Origin of the sequence: Bacillus cereus group sp. TH152-1LC (assembly GCF_027710505.1) — a bacterium.
Lineage (GTDB): Bacteria > Bacillota > Bacilli > Bacillales > Bacillaceae_G > Bacillus_A > Bacillus_A mobilis.
Genome location: NZ_JAQFNK010000011.1, coordinates 134,116 through 149,529, shown reverse-complemented (window position 1 = coordinate 149,529; position 15,414 = coordinate 134,116). Strand labels below are relative to the sequence as shown.

Sequence of the window (15,414 nt, the reverse complement as noted above, 5' to 3'; positions counted from 1 at the left end):
AGGGGCGGTTTTCTTTATGCATATTTTTTCTTTGAACGTATAACATAATGAAAAAGAAAGGTGGATACATATGGACGAAAAAGAAAAAAAGCAATCATTCGATGAAGAATTCGCCCCTGAAATTTCACCTGGATATCGACAAGATGTACATAAGCCACCTAAAAATAAAAACACTTCTTTTTTAATGGGTATTACCATTTTTGCTGCTGTACTACTTGTGCTTATCATTTTTGTTTATTTTTAAGGAAAGGTGACATATTATATGAAGAAACAAAATTCCAATCATACGAAAAGTACTGTAAAAACAGAAAAAGGGTATGCAGGTGATTCTGTTCTTACTCAGAAACAAGTTGAACAAGGAAATTTATACATTGCGCAAAAAGAACTTGGACAACAAAATGAAAACCTTTAAAATCCCTCAAAGAACTGGGGGATTTTTTTATCGGCTATTTGTGGCACTTTATTGTACATACTGCTTTTGTTCTAACACCTTAAATATATTATTAACCTTTACAATTTTCATTTCATAATTCAATCTCATTTCGCTTCTCTTACCATTTTCAGTACCCGCAACGTATGCTACAGTTTGATAGAGAAAACTTTCATCCGTCACTTCACGTATATCCTCGTTTATAAATTTATACGCTAAATCTCGAAAACGATTTGGATAATAATTTTCTATTAATCTGTCATACCCTCTATTTAAAAATATTTCTTCAGCTTTTCGTTTCACATCTTCTTTATTATTAAACTCAAACACAGATAATTGCTCTGTCACAAAATGTTCTCCTACCTTTTTCATTTCATTATGAGTTAAAGTTTCTATACTTTTGTTCTGTAATCCCTTATTTAATTCGTACTGATTAATCGTTTTATAGCTAGCAAAAACTTCTTCTTTATATGACCAAAACAATCCAAAAGCAATACATAGAGAAATGATGAATAGTCTTTTCTTCGTAATACTCCCGCCCTTCTTCATAATGATACTTATATTTTAACATATAGAAAGAAAATTCTGATATCATAAACTAGAATAAGTTAACTTAGAAACGAGGAACAATTATGCACACTTACAAACAATATATAAAAGAAGCTTTGCCTAATCTTTCTATACATTCCTATAAACAAAATGAAGAAGGCTGGGATAATGTAGCGGTTATCGTAAATGATGAGCTACTGTTTCGTTTCCCTCGAAAACAGGAATATGCAATACGAATTCCGTTAGAAAAAGAACTATGCACACTTCTCTCTTGTTCACTACATGAAATTGAGGTTCCAAAGTATCACCTATTATATAAAAATGATGTTGATACTTTTCCACTTTGTAGTTACTATACTCTCATTCATGGTGAACCATTAAAAACAGAAATAGTAATCAAGCTTGAGGATAAAGAACTACAAACTATTATTACACAATTAGCTACCTTCCTTGCAACCCTACATAGTATTCCTTTAAAACAAGGTACAACGTTAGGATTCCCTGTTGAAAAAACACTCACCTACTGGAAAGAGCTACAAACTAAGTTAAATCAGTATGTTACTAATAGTTTTACTTCGTTACAGAAATCATCTTTAAATCGGTTATTCGAAAATTTCTTTACTTTTAGCGATACAACCACTTTTCAAAATACAATTATTCACGCTGATTTTACCCATCATCACATTTTATTTAATAAGCAGAACAAAAATATTTCAGGGATTATCGATTTTGGTGATGCTCAAATTGGCGATCCTGCTTTTGACTTTGCTGGGCTATATTATGATTTCGGACATGAATTTACCACATCTGTATATGAACAATACAGCACACTTATTTCTCACCATGACCCATTACTCATTCACCGCATCACGAGTTTTTATCAATACAGCCCTTTACTACATAATATTGTTTATAACTTTGAAACAAAGGATGAAATTGAATTCCTAGCGGGTACAGAACAACTGAAAGTAATACTACAGGGATGAGATTACATTCTCTCCCTATACTCTCTCTCCTCATACATCATTAACTTTTTATCCATTTCAACAATAACTTGATACAGTTGAAATGCTTGTAAAATTTGCAGTTGAATTCCAAAAGGAGCATTCTGTTCTTTTAACCATTGAAATACTTTCGTTTCATCTTTCATTGATTATTCCTCCCTTTATCCCGCTTTAATGGGCAGTAAGACCCCCACCTCCAAATTCAGCGAAAGCAAAGAAGTTAGGCGGGGATCAACTGCCCATAAAAGTCCGATTGGTTCAACTAATAATCAGTGGGGGATGAAGAAAACCCCCACTGATTAAAGTTTCACTTTATTAAAATCTGCTACAAATATACGGTAAATGATGAAAAGCTTTTCATGTCAATAGCAAAAAAGGATGCAAATTTGCATCCTTTAATGTACGATATTTTTCTTCTGCTTCGCTTCTTTCTTTACTTCTTCCCCTTGGCATTCCCTACGAAACGCACAACTCATACACTCAGAACGAAAATGACGCTCTGTATAATGCTCAGGTTGTTGCAACATTGCTTTCATTCTAGATAAATCAGCCATTCCAGTTATAATATCTTCCTGTTTCGGAACATACTCGTACTTAGTTCCTTCTATTAAATTAATAACTTCAATTTTCCCGGGAAGAATGCCGAAAGCTTTATAACTGAATACTGTCATTAACTTTTGACAAAGAGCAAGCATTTCCTCATCCGCATCGACAACATACTTTTTAATTACAAACGACTCAGTACTCCACTCACCAACTTCTAATGTCAATGACATGTGAACACCTAACTCTTCCATATAAGTTTGAAATTTTTCATATAAAAATAACGGCGGTGTTTGACTATCATCTCTTTCAACAAACTGTAATAAATGATCCGTTAACTTCGCTAACACAATATAATACTCCGTCTTTGAAGCAAACATATTAATCCTTACTTTTTTCCAATACTTTTCTATTAATATTAAAAGTACGATTTTCGTTTGTTGGCCCGCAGGTAGTGTGTAATATTCGTTAATAATTCGATTCACAATCATTTGTGCGATTTGTTGCCATTCAAACGAAGAAGGTTCTCTTCTTTTTATATGACGGAAATAAAATTTATGCGGACAACGCATAAAATCATACAAATGATAATCTGTCATCGTTTTGATTGCGATTTTCTCATGCACTTGCTCTTCATCTCCCTTCTGCCATTAAGAAAGGTGTTTTACAAATTCAGCTCCAAACTGTAAACATTTTTCTACATCTTCATCTTCTGGCGTTAATTCTACTTTTAGTCCTTCTAACACAACTGCCGCTCCGCGCTCTTGTAGTTTTTCTATTAAAATATCAACCGCCACGCCGTATTTCGGATAAGCTGAATCACATGATCCGAATACTGCTGCTTTTTTCCCAGTTAAATCAATAGAATCCATTGCGTCATAAAAATCTAAGAAATCATCAGGAAGATCACCATCTCCCCAAGTGTACGCACCTAAAATAATTCCATCATACTGTTCTAGTATAGAAGCTTCTGGTGAATCCATAATATCGATAACTTCAATTTCATTTTCCGTTTCACGAATGGCACCTGCAATATGATCAGCCATTTCCTCTGTATTTCCACTCATACTTGCAAAAATCATTACTAACTTACTCAACTGTATCTCTCCTTTTACCTTGTGTCTCTTTTTCTGTTGGAAGTGTACTCTTCTCATCTACATATTCAGAACGAATTACATTTCTTTGCCATTCCATATGCTGATCAACATCTTTATTTTTATCTTTTAATCCCCTCCGCAGAAGGTGAAAATTTTTTCTCATTAACATGTCGCACCCATCCTATTGATAATAATTATCAATTTCAACTATCCTTAGATTAATTGACAGTGATTATCAATGTCAATAACTATTTTTAAAAAAATGATGAAAATGTACAAGCTTGTCCGTTAGCTATTCATATACTATAAATGAGCATAGTTCTTTCTCAGCCCTCTCTGACGGAAAGAAATAAAAGCAACTGCGATAGAGCGCAGTTGCCTTTTTTTATACTTTTCTATGATTTTAGTAGTCTTATCGCTGTCTCTAAAAATAATTCCACTCCATAAATTAAAGCTGATTCATCTACATCAAATTTTGGATGATGATGCGGATAACAAGTACCTATCTTTTCATTCCCCGTCCCCAATTTAATGAAGCAACCTGGTGCCTTTCGTAAATATGCTGAAAAATCTTCTCCTCCCATAGAAGGTTCAAGCTTCACAACACGCTCATTCCCAAACAAATGTAGTGCACTTTCTTCTACTACTTTCGTAATATATTCATCATTAATAACAGGATCATATCCATATCGATACGTATATGTATACTCCCCTCCATGTGCCTTTATAATGCCTTTTACGATTTTCTCAATTTTCTCCTCTGCTTCCACCCTTAACGCTTGATTAAATGAACGAACAGTTCCCATTAAAGTTGCTGCACTAGGAATAATATTATCAGCCATTCCCCCATGAAACTGCGTAACTGAAACAACTCTTTGCATGAAAGCACTTGTATTTCTTGATACGATATGTTGTAAATTTGTAATAATCTGTGCTCCGATAGCAATAGGATCTATCGTTTCTTCTGGCCTCGCTGCATGCCCTCCTTTCCCTTGAATTTCAACTGTAAATACGTCTGGTGCTGCCATCATAGGTCCATACGCAATTCCTATCTTCCCGCTCTCAAGTCCTGACATAACATGTAAACCTATTACATAATCCACACCATCCATCACACCTGCCTCAACCATTTCTTGTCCGCCGCCAGGATACATCTCTTCTGCGTGCTGAAAGAAGAGACGAATCTCACCTGCAAAATCTTCCTTTATATGTGATAGCACTTCTGCTGTACTTAACAAAATAGCTGCGTGAGCATCATGCCCACATGCATGCATCATTCCTTTATTCACAGACGTATAAGATTTCCTTGTCTCCTCTTGAATTGGTAAAGCATCTATGTCAGCTCGAATCGCAATCACTTTCCCTTGCTCCGTTCCTCTTTTAATTGCTAGTACACTATACTTCGTCGGTCTCGTTACTTCAAAAGAAGAAAATGAGCATAATGTATCATATATAAATTGCGAAGTTTCTTTTTCATGAAATGATAATTCCGGATACTTATGGAAATGCCTTCTCCATTTCACGATATTTTCTTCCGAAATAAGACTCTTCCACACTCTATTCATGATAATTTCCTCCTTTTAAAAAGATTTAGAAACTTAAAGTTTGTTCACTCTCTACCGATTAATAAGTAACAAATCTTATATTTTCACGTATTCTTATCGTCCACTTTTATGTATTCACACAATCCACTTTCTTTTTACATGTCAAACCCGTTACAAATTGGTGCTGAATGTAATATAATTGCTAAGTTAGGGATTTTCTTTTTTAGTATTTAGTGCTAATATCAGAAAAGAGCCTTTTGACTTATTTTTACCTAAAATGTGGAATTTTGTTTTTTTCACAATAATGTAGGACATGATACCTACAAAGAGCTATTATTTCATTAAGAGAGGGAAAGACATGGAAAGATTAAAAGAGATATGGTCTCGACCACTCACACAATGGGTTGCAAAGACGGTTTATTACCTTGCAATTTTATTTGCATTACTTTGGTTGTATGGATTCCATGATACAAACACAAGTACATTTATTTACAATGAATTCTAGGGTGGGAACGTTATGAAGTTATTAGAACAAATTGAAAAGTGGGCTATTGAAACGCCTGATCAAACTGCTTTTGTTTGGCGAGATGCGAAAATTACGTACAAACAATTAAAGGAAGATTCTGATGCGTTGGCACATTGGATTTCTTCTGCGTATCCAGATGATCGTTCACCAATTATGGTGTATGGCCATATGCAACCTGAAATGATTATTAACTTTTTAGGATGTGTAAAAGCTGGACATGCTTATATTCCTGTAGATTTATCTATCCCAGCTGATCGTGTACAACGTATCGCTGAAAATTCTGGTGCGAAACTACTTTTATCAGGAACAGAAGTAACTGTAACTGATTTACCAGTTCGCATTGTAAGTGAAGACAACTTAAAAGATATTTTCTTTACTCATAAAGGGAACACTCCAAATCCTGAACATGCGGTAAAAGGTGATGAGAACTTCTACATTATTTACACATCAGGAAGCACAGGTAATCCGAAAGGGGTTCAGATTACTTATAACTGCCTTGTAAGCTTTACAAAATGGGCTGTAGAAGATTTCAACTTACAAACAGGGCAAGTATTCTTAAACCAAGCACCTTTCTCATTCGATTTATCTGTCATGGATATTTACCCATCATTAGTAACAGGTGGTACACTTTGGGCAATCGATAAAGATATGATTGCACGTCCAAAAGACTTGTTTGCTTCTTTAGAGCAATCGGATATACAAGTATGGACTTCAACACCATCTTTCGCAGAAATGTGTTTAATGGAAGCATCTTTCTCTGAGAGTATGCTACCAAACATGAAAACATTCTTATTCTGCGGTGAAGTGTTACCAAACGAAGTGGCTAGAAAATTAATTGAGCGTTTCCCGAAAGCGACAATTATGAATACGTACGGTCCAACAGAAGCTACTGTCGCTGTAACAGGTATTCACGTTACAGAAGAAGTACTTGATCAATACAAATCACTTCCAGTTGGCTACTGTAAATCAGACTGCCGCCTTCTTATTATGAAAGAAGATGGCACGATTGCACCTGATGGTGAAAAAGGTGAAATCGTAATTGTCGGTCCAAGCGTAAGCGTTGGATATTTAGGAAGCCCTGAATTAACAGAAAAAGCATTTACTATGATTGACGGTGAGCGCGCCTATAAAACAGGCGATGCTGGCTATGTTGAAAATGGTCTTCTATTCTATAATGGTCGTCTTGATTTCCAAATTAAGCTGCATGGTTATCGAATGGAATTAGAAGAAATTGAGCATCACCTTCGTGCGTGTTCTTACGTAGAAGGAGCAGTTATCGTTCCAATTAAAAAAGGTGAGAAATACGATTATTTATTAGCGGTTGTTGTTCCTGGAGAACATTCATTTGAAAAAGAATTCAAATTAACATCTGCAATCAAAAAAGAACTCAATGAGCGATTACTAAACTACATGATTCCACGTAAATTCATGTATCAATCTTCTATTCCAATGACACCAAATGGAAAGGTAGATCGCAAAAAATTATTGAGTGAGGTTACAGCATGACCGCATATGGATCATTTTATTTTTTCGCTATAGTGGGCATTTTATTAATACCTACTATCATAGCTGGATTAAAAGGTAAAATGTTGCGTAAATATAATGCCGTTTTAACATTAGTCATGCTTGCTATTATCTTCTCGGATAAACCGAAGCAAGCGATTATGTTAGCCGCATTTATTATTTGGCAATATGCCCTGATTAAAGGCTATTTATTATTAAGAAAACAAAAGAATAGTACACTCACTTTTTGTGTAGCTGTTATTTTATCGATTTTGCCACTTATTTTGGCAAAAGTCGCACCATTTGTACCTGAATTGCATTTTATTGTTTTCGCAGGTATGTCTTACGTAACGTTTAGAGCTGTACAAATGGTCTTTGAAGTTCGTGATAATTTAATTAAAGAACTTTCCTTCTTTAATTTCTGGGAGTTTGTTTTATTCTTCCCAGCGATTTCAAGTGGACCTATCGATCGTTACCGTAGATTCCAAAAAGATATCCAAAAGCCACCTAGTGCTGAGGAATATCAAAAATTACTATATACAGGGCTTAACCGTATTTTCCAAGGTTTTCTGTATAAGTTTATAATCGCGCACTTGATAACAACATATCTTGTTAAGGCAGTATTCGCCAACCAAGATACACTTTTATCTAATGTGATTTTTATGTACGCTACTAGCATGCAATTATTCTTTGACTTTGCAGGTTATAGTGCGTTCGTAATTGGTATCAGTTACATGATGGGAATTAAAACTCCAGAAAACTTTAATAAACCATTCCTTAGTCGTAACATTAAAGACTTCTGGAACCGCTGGCACATGAGTTTATCATTCTGGTTCCGTGATTTTATTTACATGCGTTTCGTCTTTTTTGCAACGAAGAAAAAGTTAATCAAGAACCGTTACACAATTTCGTATATCGGTGCCTTTTTAAACTTCTTCATTATGGGAATTTGGCACATCCAAGGGAGCGCTATTGCGCAGTATGTTATTTATGGTCTCTATCATGCCGCACTGTTTATTTTATTCGATATTTTCGAACGAAAAAACAAGAAGCATAAGTTTTGGCCAAACAATAAATTTACACACGTCCTTGCGATTGTAATTACGTTCCACGTTGTATGTTTCGGTTTCCTAATTTTCTCTGGACACCTTAACAGATACTTTTAATGCACCCTTCTTATACTAGTAAGAAGTTGCACATATAATATATTTCGGATATAAAGGAGATTTTAAAAATGGCAGAATTCAAAGAGCAAGTATTAGATATTTTAGAAGAAGTATGTGAAAACGATATTGTGAAAGAAAACTTAGATGTTCAATTATTTGAAGAAGGTATTCTTGATTCTTTCGCTGTAGTATCTTTATTAGTTGAATTCCAAGAGCGTTTAGATATTGAAGTTTCTATTTCTGATTTTGACCGTGACGAGTGGGCTACACCAAACATGGTTATTAAGAAGTTGGAAGAAATCCGATGAACAAAGCAAAATTTGGTCCGATGCTTTTAGCATTGGCCCTTTTTGCTGTATTCTTACTTATTCCAACGCGCTTCCTACTTCCACTTTTAAGTGATGAAAAAGTAGAACAAGCTGCAACTTCTTTAAAAGAAGAAAAGATTCAAAGTATGATTTTACAGCAAAAGATGTTAGCAGACCCGAAATATCTTCCGATGTACGGTTCATCGGAATTCGCACGTATGGATGCTTTCCATCCATCAAATTATTTCAAAGTAAAGCCTGAAGGGTTCACACCATTCCTTCTTGGACGCGGAGGAACACAAGACCTTGTACATGTGTTAAACTTTGCATCTACAATGGATCAATTGAAAGATAAGAAAATGGTATTCGTTCTTTCTCCTCAATGGTTTGTACCACAAGGTATTGATGAAACACACTTTGCACCTAACTTTTCAAAACAACAAGGCTATCACTTACTTTTCAATGATGACTTAAAGCCTGAAATGAAAAAGCAAATTGCAAAACGTTTATTAAACTTTGAGATCGTTAAGAAAGAAACTTTACTAAAAATCTCGCTTGAAGGTATCGTTTATGATGATACAAAGCATAAAGTAAAAGCACTTGCTGCTAAACCTTTCGCTTATATTTACCGTAACATTTTAGATCGTAAAGATTTATTTACAGCAATGTTTGATATTAAACCGCATAAAGAAAAACTTGACCCTTCATTAAAACAAATGAATTGGGACGAAGCTCGTAAACATGCAGATCAAACTGGTGCAGTAGAATCAGGTTCTAACGAATACGGTATCGAAGATGATTACTTCAACAGCAAAATCAAGAAGAAATTAAAGCAACGTGAAGGCTACTTAAAAAATGATGCTTATGATCAATCGCCAGAATATGAAGATTTACAAATTGTACTTGATTTATTAAAACAATCTGGTGCAAAACCACTCTTCATTTCTGTTCCTGTAAAAGGTCCTTGGTACGATTACGCTGGCTTCCCGAAAGAACGTCGCGAATTGTACTACAAGAAAGTTCATGAGCAAATTGAGAAAGCTGGTTATCCAATTGCCGACTTCTCAAATCATGAGTATGATAAATACTTCTTAAAAGATCATATGCACTTAGGTTGGAAAGGCTGGGTTTATATCGATGAGGCCATCCAACAATTTTATAAAGCAAACTAATGAAAAGACCACTTGAATTATTCAAGTGGTCTTTTTCTATATATATTTTGTAATTGTTCGATTACATTCTCTGCTTCTTTCATCACTCGCTCCACTACATGCTGAGCTGATTCTATTCGTGCTAATGATGACGCTTGCCCTGCCCAAAGCGACATGTATTCTCCTTTATTTTGTTTTGCTGCTTCTTGGCGTATTTTAGAGGTTAATACATTTTGCACTGGATACATCGGAAGCCCTTCTTCTTTCCCTTCATGTCTCTCTATAAATTCATTACGAATACCTCGCGCATATTTCCCGGAAAACGCACGGGTCACAGTTGTACTCGTATCTGTACTATGTAAAACTGCTTCTTTATACACGTCATGCGTAATACTTTCTTCACTCGTCAAAAAGGCTGATCCCATTTGAACAGCTTCTGCTCCCAGTGTAAAAGCAGCAACAAGCCCTTGTCCGTTCATGACACCACCTGTTGCAACAATTGGTATATGCGGGACTGCTGCTACTAACTGCGGAATTAATGCGAATGTCCCAATCATAGCGTCCTGTTCTTTCCCGATAAATGTTCCTCTATGCCCTCCTGCCTCGCTACCTTGACCGACAATAATGTCTACTCCTAATTCAGCAAGCACTTTTGCCTCTCTCACATGAGTAGCTGTTCCGATGACTTTTATTCCTCTTCTTTTTAAGTCATCTATTTCTTCTTTTTCTAACGTTTGAAATGCAAAGCTAACGACTGGTACGTTTTCTTCTACTAACACTTGTAATTGTTCTTTATAGCTTTTCGGAAGCTTTAGCTGCTCTTCTTCCTCTATACCGAATTCTCTATTCACTCCGCTAAGCAATCCCTTTGCCAAGGTTACCTTCTCTTCTTCTATCTGTATTTCTTTCGTTAACAATAAATTAACACCGAAAGGCTTATCCGTTCGTTCCCTTATTTTATAAATTGCGTCACGAATTTGTTCAGGGCTCATATAACCTGCTCCAAGCGTTCCTAGTCCTCCGCTATTACTTACAGCTGCAACAAGCTCAGGCGTCGTAATCGCACCTGCCATACCTGCTTGAATGATTGGGTACTTAATTTGTAATATATTTAACACTCGACTTGTAAACATTATTCCTCCTCCTATTCCTCCTCCTATTCCCCTTATATCTTCTTTAGATGACAAACTTTCCCCTTCTTTTACAAGGGTTGAACTTCCTATGAAGCGAATATATTGAAAGTGAAGGAGGCTGAAAACGATGATTTATCCAAATGCGTTACAACAAGGTGATACAGTAATGGTTATTGCACCGTCCGGTCCACCAACAATTGAAAATGTATTAAAAGGTGTAAACGTATTACAAGAAATAGGTTTATCTGTAGTAATGGGGAAGAGTGTTTATGAGAAATATGGATATTTAGCTGGAAGTGATCAAGTTCGCCTCGATGATATACATGAAGCATTTTCAAATCATGAAGTAAAGGCCATTTTTTGTGCACGAGGTGGTTATGGAAGTGCTCGTCTCCTCCCTCACATTCAATATGAAATCATTAGGCAACATCCAAAAATCTTTTGGGGATATAGCGATATTACAGCTTTACATACTGCTTTTTCACGTTATGCAAAGCTCATTACTTTTCATGGCCCAATGGTTGAAGAATTAGGAAAAGGTGTAGATTCTCTCTCTTTATCTTCTTTCAATCAACTATTCCATCCGTATTCCACCATCTTATCTGCTTCAGAATGTATCGTACCTACCTCTTCCTGTACAGTTACGGGCACATTGGTGGGAGGAAATTTAGCTGTGTTAACGAGTATAATTGGCTCACCTTATGAGATAAATACGGCGAATAAACTTTTGTTACTTGAAGATATTGGGGAAGAACCGTATCGCATTGATCGTATGTTAAATCAGCTACTTTTATCTGGAAAGTTTAATGAATGTAGTGGTGTTATTTTTACAAGTTGTCACGACTGCATCCCTTCTAAACCATCTCAATCATTGCAAACAATACTATATGAATATTTCTCCCCCTATCATATACCTGTTCTATTCGGTTTACCGATTGGACATATAAGCCCCAACATCGGGATTCCTCTTGGAGCTACAGCGACCATAAATACAAATAATAAAACACTCTCTATTTCTTCTGGCGTAGCCACTCCGTTTTCAAATTAAAAAGGAAAAGCGATTCCGCTTTTCCTTTTATTTATAATAATTAAAAATTCGTCCAGATGCGATATCTGCAATTTCTTCTGGAATAAATGTTTTACTTATCTCAGTTCCAACATTTAATACTGCTGTAGCATCTTTCTCAATGCCACCAAATAACTCTTTCCCACGTATCGTAATAAGGGGCGTTCCTTCTGGCAACACGTCTTTTACAAATTCCATTTGTGTAAAGAACGGAACGATCCATCTACCCTCTCCTTGGAAATGACGCAAACGAAGTATTCCTTCTGTTGCCCCGTCCTCTGCTTCTAGTGAACCAGCAACATAAAACTCAGTAGATAAGAGCAATTCATAAAATTCCTTTTGCTTCTGTTTATCGTCCCCTGCTATAACAAGTACTTCTTCTATTCTCTTTACCGGAATTTGCTCCATATGATGCCACCCCTATTTCAAAATGATTGTACTTAGATTATACGAAATATTCTTATTTTTTTCTACATAATTCGCAATTATTTTCTTAAAATAATTTTAACACTTCCTTTGTCGTCACAATCTTAGCAAACTCTTCATGTAAATTTACAAGTGTCATATTGTGAATATCCTCTGCATTATACTCTTTATCATCTAGACCTTTACGGTTAAAAGTAGCCGTTGCATCACTCACTAAATACGTTGTAAATCCTAAATTTCCTGCCATTCGTGTCGTAGTCTCCACACAATGATTTGTCGTTAATCCTACAACCACTACTGTATTACATTTGTTCTCTCTTAATTGCTCTTCTAAATTTGTCCCAATGAACGCGCTGTTAACAGATTTCTGAATAATCACTTCACCTGGTAGTGGCTGCACTTCTTCTTTAAAGTTTACCGTTTCCGCTCCCTCATAAAACATCGACTGAGCATTTTCTTTATTTACATGTTGAATATGAAAAACTGGTCGTTTCCTTTTTCTCCATTCTTCTAATAACATTCTCATGTTTTCTTCAGCAAAAAGATTATTTCTCTGGCCCCAATATGGTAACTGAAACGCCTTTTGTACATCAATTATGATAAGTGCTATTTGATTAGTCATCATTTTCTCCTTCATTCGGGCTGTAATTGAAACAGAAAACCAAGTTGTTGTGACGCAGTAATAAAGCAAATATAAGCGCAAAGCTCTACAATTTCTTTTTCCGTCCAATATTGTTTCAATACATGAAACATATTATCATCTATCGCCTTTTTCTCATGAACAAATGTATGTGCAAAAGTAACGGCTACACTCATTTCTTCTACCTTTTGCATATCATCAGGCCTTCCCTTTGCCATACAGTACGGACATTCATTCCCGTACGCTAATGTTCTTCTTACTTGCTCCTTCAACTCTGCCGAAAGAGTTCCTTTACTATACAATGTATTCTCTACCATACACCATGAATGTAATAGATCCGGATTATGCCCTAATAACTTTTGAAACTTTGTATCTCCTACATTTGATAATGACATTCTCTCCATCATTTTCCCTCCTATTTCCTTCTGTTTTATTGTAAAATAAATAAAGTTCACTTCACATTTCATATGAATCTTAATTTATATTTTTACTTTATAAAAATTATCATTTTACTGGAGGTATATTTACAAATGCAACTAGACCGTGTTGATCGAAAAATTTTAAATGAATTATATAATGATAGTCGCCTTTCGATGCGCGAATTGGCGAAACGAGTAAACTTATCTGCTCCGTCTACTGCAGAACGTGTTCGTAAACTCGAAAGTGAGGGCGTGATTCAAAAGTACACAATCGATATCGATTATAAAAAAGCAGGACTTGTTTTAGATTGTATTTTAGAAATCACTTTAAAAAATGGTGATACAACACGTATGCAACAGTTTATTCAGTCTTATCCATCTGCAAGTTTTTGTTACCGCGTAACAGGAAGCTTATGCTACATTGTAAAAATTTCTGTTCCTTCACTCGTTGAACTTGAAGAATTTATCAATGATGTTTCCTCATATGCAACGACTGTTTCTCATATCGTATTATCAGAAGTATCTCTTACTCCTGATATTGAACATATCTTCCCAGAAGATTAATTAATTTTTATTCATAAAATATAAAAAAACCCCTTACAATAAGAATAAAAATAATATATTATGTATTAAAATACATAAAGTTCGAGAAAGGGGCTTTACATTGAAAATCTGGTTTTATGAAAAAACGGCACAATTAGATGACTTGCTTGGCATTTGGGATAACGTTCCGACTATCCCTCGAATTGGTGAAAAAGTTGAGATTTTAAAAACAGTCCGTATCGTTACAGATATTAAATATGTAAAGAACGGTAATAATTTTCGTGTAGAAATTATTACAAATTAAAAAGTAGCTCCAAGGAGCTACTTTTTAATTATCTATCAAGTGCTTTCTTTATAACGATTTTATCTTCTTCTACAGATACTGTTACATAATCATTTTCTTCTAACCGAAGCTTATTGACTGCTTCATCCGGTAACTCTACAGCCATCAGTCTATCTGTTACGATCACTTGACTATACGCTTCATTTTCTTGTAATGCATTCACCACTTTTTCCTTATTTATAAATCGTATCGGCGGCACACCAACTTCTTTTACTGTACGCCATTGCTTCCAAACATACGGAGTTAACCAAAGTAAACCAACAACTGTAAGACCGATACCGATCCATAAATTACTTTGCGCTTGTAATTCAGAAATTGAAATTGCACTACTCTTTTCTCCACCGACAAATTGCATACTTGTTGCAATCAAATTATTTAGAGCGTGCACAGCGATATTCGTCCATATATTCTTTGTCTTTATGTATAAAAGACACATTACAACACCAAACATGAATGCACCAATAACATCAAAATGTCCTAAACCAAAAATAAGTGAAGATATGATCACAGCTTTTTTAATTCCCCATTTGTAAGCCATTCGCTGTAAAAAGAAGCCCCTAAAAATAACCTCTTCCATAATAGGTGCTAACACACACGCTGAAATGAAAGTAAATATCGTCATATATATGTTACTCGTATTAATTACGTTTCCGTCTTCTAACATAGTAACTAAGAAATTTGGTAACGTATGTGCTAATATGTAAAATTGAATATGAGATATACCAACTGAAAAAATCATTCCCATTATCGTTGCTAATACAATTAATCCCCACGACAAACGTCCTGGCTTATCAAAAAAACTATTAAATACAACATTATTTTTATTTGTTTTTACGTATAACCAAAATAACGGAAATACAAAAAATACAGTTATTTGTGAAATAACTTCCATCGTATTCTCAGAAACCTTTGCTAGACTTAATGGAATCATCGTAAGGAGCAACCCTATAATCATCCATCCAAAAAAACTGCGTAGCCTTATACGTGAAAATGCATAGTGCATATAGAACACCCCCAAAGATA

The 15,414-nt window shown here is 35.2% G+C and carries 21 protein-coding genes and 1 pseudogene; 11 read left to right on the top strand and 11 right to left on the bottom strand.

Translation table 11 applies throughout. The features are described 5' to 3' along the window. Positions 1-70: 70 nt before the first annotated feature. Both PDL00_RS22275 and PDL00_RS22270 read left to right on the top strand, forming a co-directional pair. On the top strand, positions 71-244 hold the full coding sequence (locus PDL00_RS22275; RefSeq protein ID WP_000343557.1) for a hypothetical protein: 174 nt from the start codon (positions 71-73) through the stop codon (positions 242-244). An 18-nt stretch (positions 245-262) separates the two neighbouring features. Further along, positions 263-412 (top strand): hypothetical protein, encoded by a 150-nt coding sequence (locus PDL00_RS22270; RefSeq protein ID WP_063261924.1) that lies wholly within the window; start codon positions 263-265, stop codon positions 410-412. A 48-nt stretch (positions 413-460) separates the two neighbouring features. Here the strand turns inward: PDL00_RS22270 and PDL00_RS22265 are convergent, their stop codons facing one another. Next, positions 461-979, bottom strand: a complete 519-nt coding sequence (locus PDL00_RS22265) for a biotin transporter BioY (protein WP_270731211.1) — start codon at positions 977-979, stop codon at positions 461-463. Positions 980-1,062: 83 nt separating this feature from the next. Between PDL00_RS22265 and PDL00_RS22260 the strand changes: the two genes are divergently transcribed. Then, the gene (locus PDL00_RS22260) at positions 1,063-1,965 is read left to right on the top strand and encodes an aminoglycoside phosphotransferase family protein (protein ID WP_270731210.1); all 903 of its coding nucleotides are present in this window, start codon (positions 1,063-1,065) and stop codon (positions 1,963-1,965) included. Positions 1,966-1,967: 2 nt separating this feature from the next. On the opposite strand, the gene PDL00_RS22255 is transcribed toward PDL00_RS22260, so the two are convergent. The 5 genes from PDL00_RS22255 to amaA form a co-directional block, all read right to left on the bottom strand. Beyond that, a complete protein-coding gene (locus tag PDL00_RS22255; RefSeq protein WP_016088745.1) occupies positions 1,968-2,129 on the bottom strand; it encodes a hypothetical protein in 162 nt (53 codons plus the stop codon). Positions 2,130-2,378: 249 nt separating this feature from the next. Further along, positions 2,379-3,152, bottom strand: a complete 774-nt coding sequence (locus tag PDL00_RS22250) for a hypothetical protein (protein ID WP_097816716.1) — start codon at positions 3,150-3,152, stop codon at positions 2,379-2,381. 24 nt (positions 3,153-3,176) lie between these two features. Continuing rightward, positions 3,177-3,623, bottom strand: coding sequence for a flavodoxin (locus tag PDL00_RS22245; protein ID WP_000041146.1), 447 nt, complete (start codon positions 3,621-3,623; stop codon positions 3,177-3,179). After that, positions 3,616-3,792 (bottom strand): hypothetical protein, encoded by a 177-nt coding sequence (locus PDL00_RS22240; RefSeq protein WP_242252439.1) that lies wholly within the window; start codon positions 3,790-3,792, stop codon positions 3,616-3,618. Before PDL00_RS22240 ends, PDL00_RS22245 begins: the two co-directional genes overlap by 8 nt. Positions 3,793-4,018: 226 nt before the next feature. Continuing rightward, complete coding sequence (gene amaA / locus PDL00_RS22235) at positions 4,019-5,188, bottom strand: N-acyl-aliphatic-L-amino acid amidohydrolase (RefSeq protein WP_270731209.1); 1,170 nt, start codon at positions 5,186-5,188, stop codon at positions 4,019-4,021. Positions 5,189-5,525: 337 nt separating this feature from the next. Between amaA and PDL00_RS22230 the strand changes: the two genes are divergently transcribed. The 5 genes from PDL00_RS22230 to dltD all read left to right on the top strand — a co-directional run bounded on the left by PDL00_RS22230 (position 5,526) and on the right by dltD (position 9,842). After that, positions 5,526-5,672, top strand: a complete 147-nt coding sequence (locus PDL00_RS22230) for a teichoic acid D-Ala incorporation-associated protein DltX (RefSeq protein ID WP_000440293.1) — start codon at positions 5,526-5,528, stop codon at positions 5,670-5,672. Positions 5,673-5,684: 12 nt separating this feature from the next. After that, positions 5,685-7,199 (top strand): D-alanine--poly(phosphoribitol) ligase subunit DltA, encoded by a 1,515-nt coding sequence (gene dltA / locus PDL00_RS22225; RefSeq protein WP_270731208.1) that lies wholly within the window; start codon positions 5,685-5,687, stop codon positions 7,197-7,199. Beyond that, positions 7,196-8,362: a D-alanyl-lipoteichoic acid biosynthesis protein DltB gene (gene dltB, locus PDL00_RS22220; RefSeq protein ID WP_270731207.1), complete on the top strand. Its 1,167-nt coding sequence runs from the start codon at positions 7,196-7,198 to the stop codon at positions 8,360-8,362. Before dltA ends, dltB begins: the two co-directional genes overlap by 4 nt. 68 nt (positions 8,363-8,430) lie before the next feature. Beyond that, positions 8,431-8,670, top strand: a complete 240-nt coding sequence (gene dltC, locus PDL00_RS22215) for a D-alanine--poly(phosphoribitol) ligase subunit DltC (RefSeq protein WP_000807310.1) — start codon at positions 8,431-8,433, stop codon at positions 8,668-8,670. After that, positions 8,667-9,842, top strand: a complete 1,176-nt coding sequence (gene dltD / locus PDL00_RS22210) for a D-alanyl-lipoteichoic acid biosynthesis protein DltD (RefSeq protein WP_001030275.1) — start codon at positions 8,667-8,669, stop codon at positions 9,840-9,842. The genes dltC and dltD overlap by 4 nt, the downstream gene beginning before the upstream one ends. Positions 9,843-9,859: 17 nt before the next feature. Here the strand turns inward: dltD and PDL00_RS22205 are convergent, their stop codons facing one another. Beyond that, on the bottom strand, positions 9,860-10,954 hold the full coding sequence (locus PDL00_RS22205) for an NAD(P)H-dependent flavin oxidoreductase (protein WP_242252426.1): 1,095 nt from the start codon (positions 10,952-10,954) through the stop codon (positions 9,860-9,862). 127 nt (positions 10,955-11,081) lie between these two features. On the opposite strand from PDL00_RS22205, the gene PDL00_RS22200 reads away from it, so the two are divergent. Continuing rightward, a complete protein-coding gene (locus PDL00_RS22200; RefSeq protein WP_270731206.1) occupies positions 11,082-12,002 on the top strand; it encodes a S66 peptidase family protein in 921 nt (306 codons plus the stop codon). A 27-nt stretch (positions 12,003-12,029) separates the two neighbouring features. On the opposite strand, the gene PDL00_RS22195 is transcribed toward PDL00_RS22200, so the two are convergent. The 3 genes and pseudogenes from PDL00_RS22195 to PDL00_RS22185 all read right to left on the bottom strand — a co-directional run bounded on the left by PDL00_RS22195 (position 12,030) and on the right by PDL00_RS22185 (position 13,553). Beyond that, a complete protein-coding gene (locus PDL00_RS22195) occupies positions 12,030-12,428 on the bottom strand; it encodes an SseB family protein (RefSeq protein ID WP_061678885.1) in 399 nt (132 codons plus the stop codon). A gap of 85 nt (positions 12,429-12,513) precedes the next feature. Beyond that, positions 12,514-13,068 carry a cysteine hydrolase family protein gene (locus PDL00_RS22190; protein WP_242252417.1) on the bottom strand — a complete coding sequence of 185 codons (555 nt, stop codon included), beginning with the start codon at positions 13,066-13,068 and terminating at the stop codon, positions 12,514-12,516. Beyond that, positions 13,061-13,553 (bottom strand): annotated as a pseudogene (locus tag PDL00_RS22185) (carboxymuconolactone decarboxylase family protein). Before PDL00_RS22185 ends, PDL00_RS22190 begins: the two are co-directional and overlap by 8 nt. A gap of 63 nt (positions 13,554-13,616) precedes the next feature. Here PDL00_RS22185 and PDL00_RS22180 point away from each other — a divergent pair. Then, on the top strand, positions 13,617-14,069 hold the full coding sequence (locus PDL00_RS22180) for an Lrp/AsnC family transcriptional regulator (protein WP_001175498.1): 453 nt from the start codon (positions 13,617-13,619) through the stop codon (positions 14,067-14,069). A gap of 100 nt (positions 14,070-14,169) precedes the next feature. Next, on the top strand, positions 14,170-14,352 hold the full coding sequence (locus PDL00_RS22175) for a DUF3913 family protein (RefSeq protein ID WP_000707104.1): 183 nt from the start codon (positions 14,170-14,172) through the stop codon (positions 14,350-14,352). A 28-nt stretch (positions 14,353-14,380) separates the two neighbouring features. Here PDL00_RS22175 and PDL00_RS22170 read toward each other — a convergent pair whose 3' ends face one another. Further along, positions 14,381-15,394, bottom strand: a complete 1,014-nt coding sequence (locus PDL00_RS22170; protein ID WP_270731205.1) for a CPBP family intramembrane glutamic endopeptidase — start codon at positions 15,392-15,394, stop codon at positions 14,381-14,383. Between the last annotated feature and the right edge of the window lie 20 nt (positions 15,395-15,414).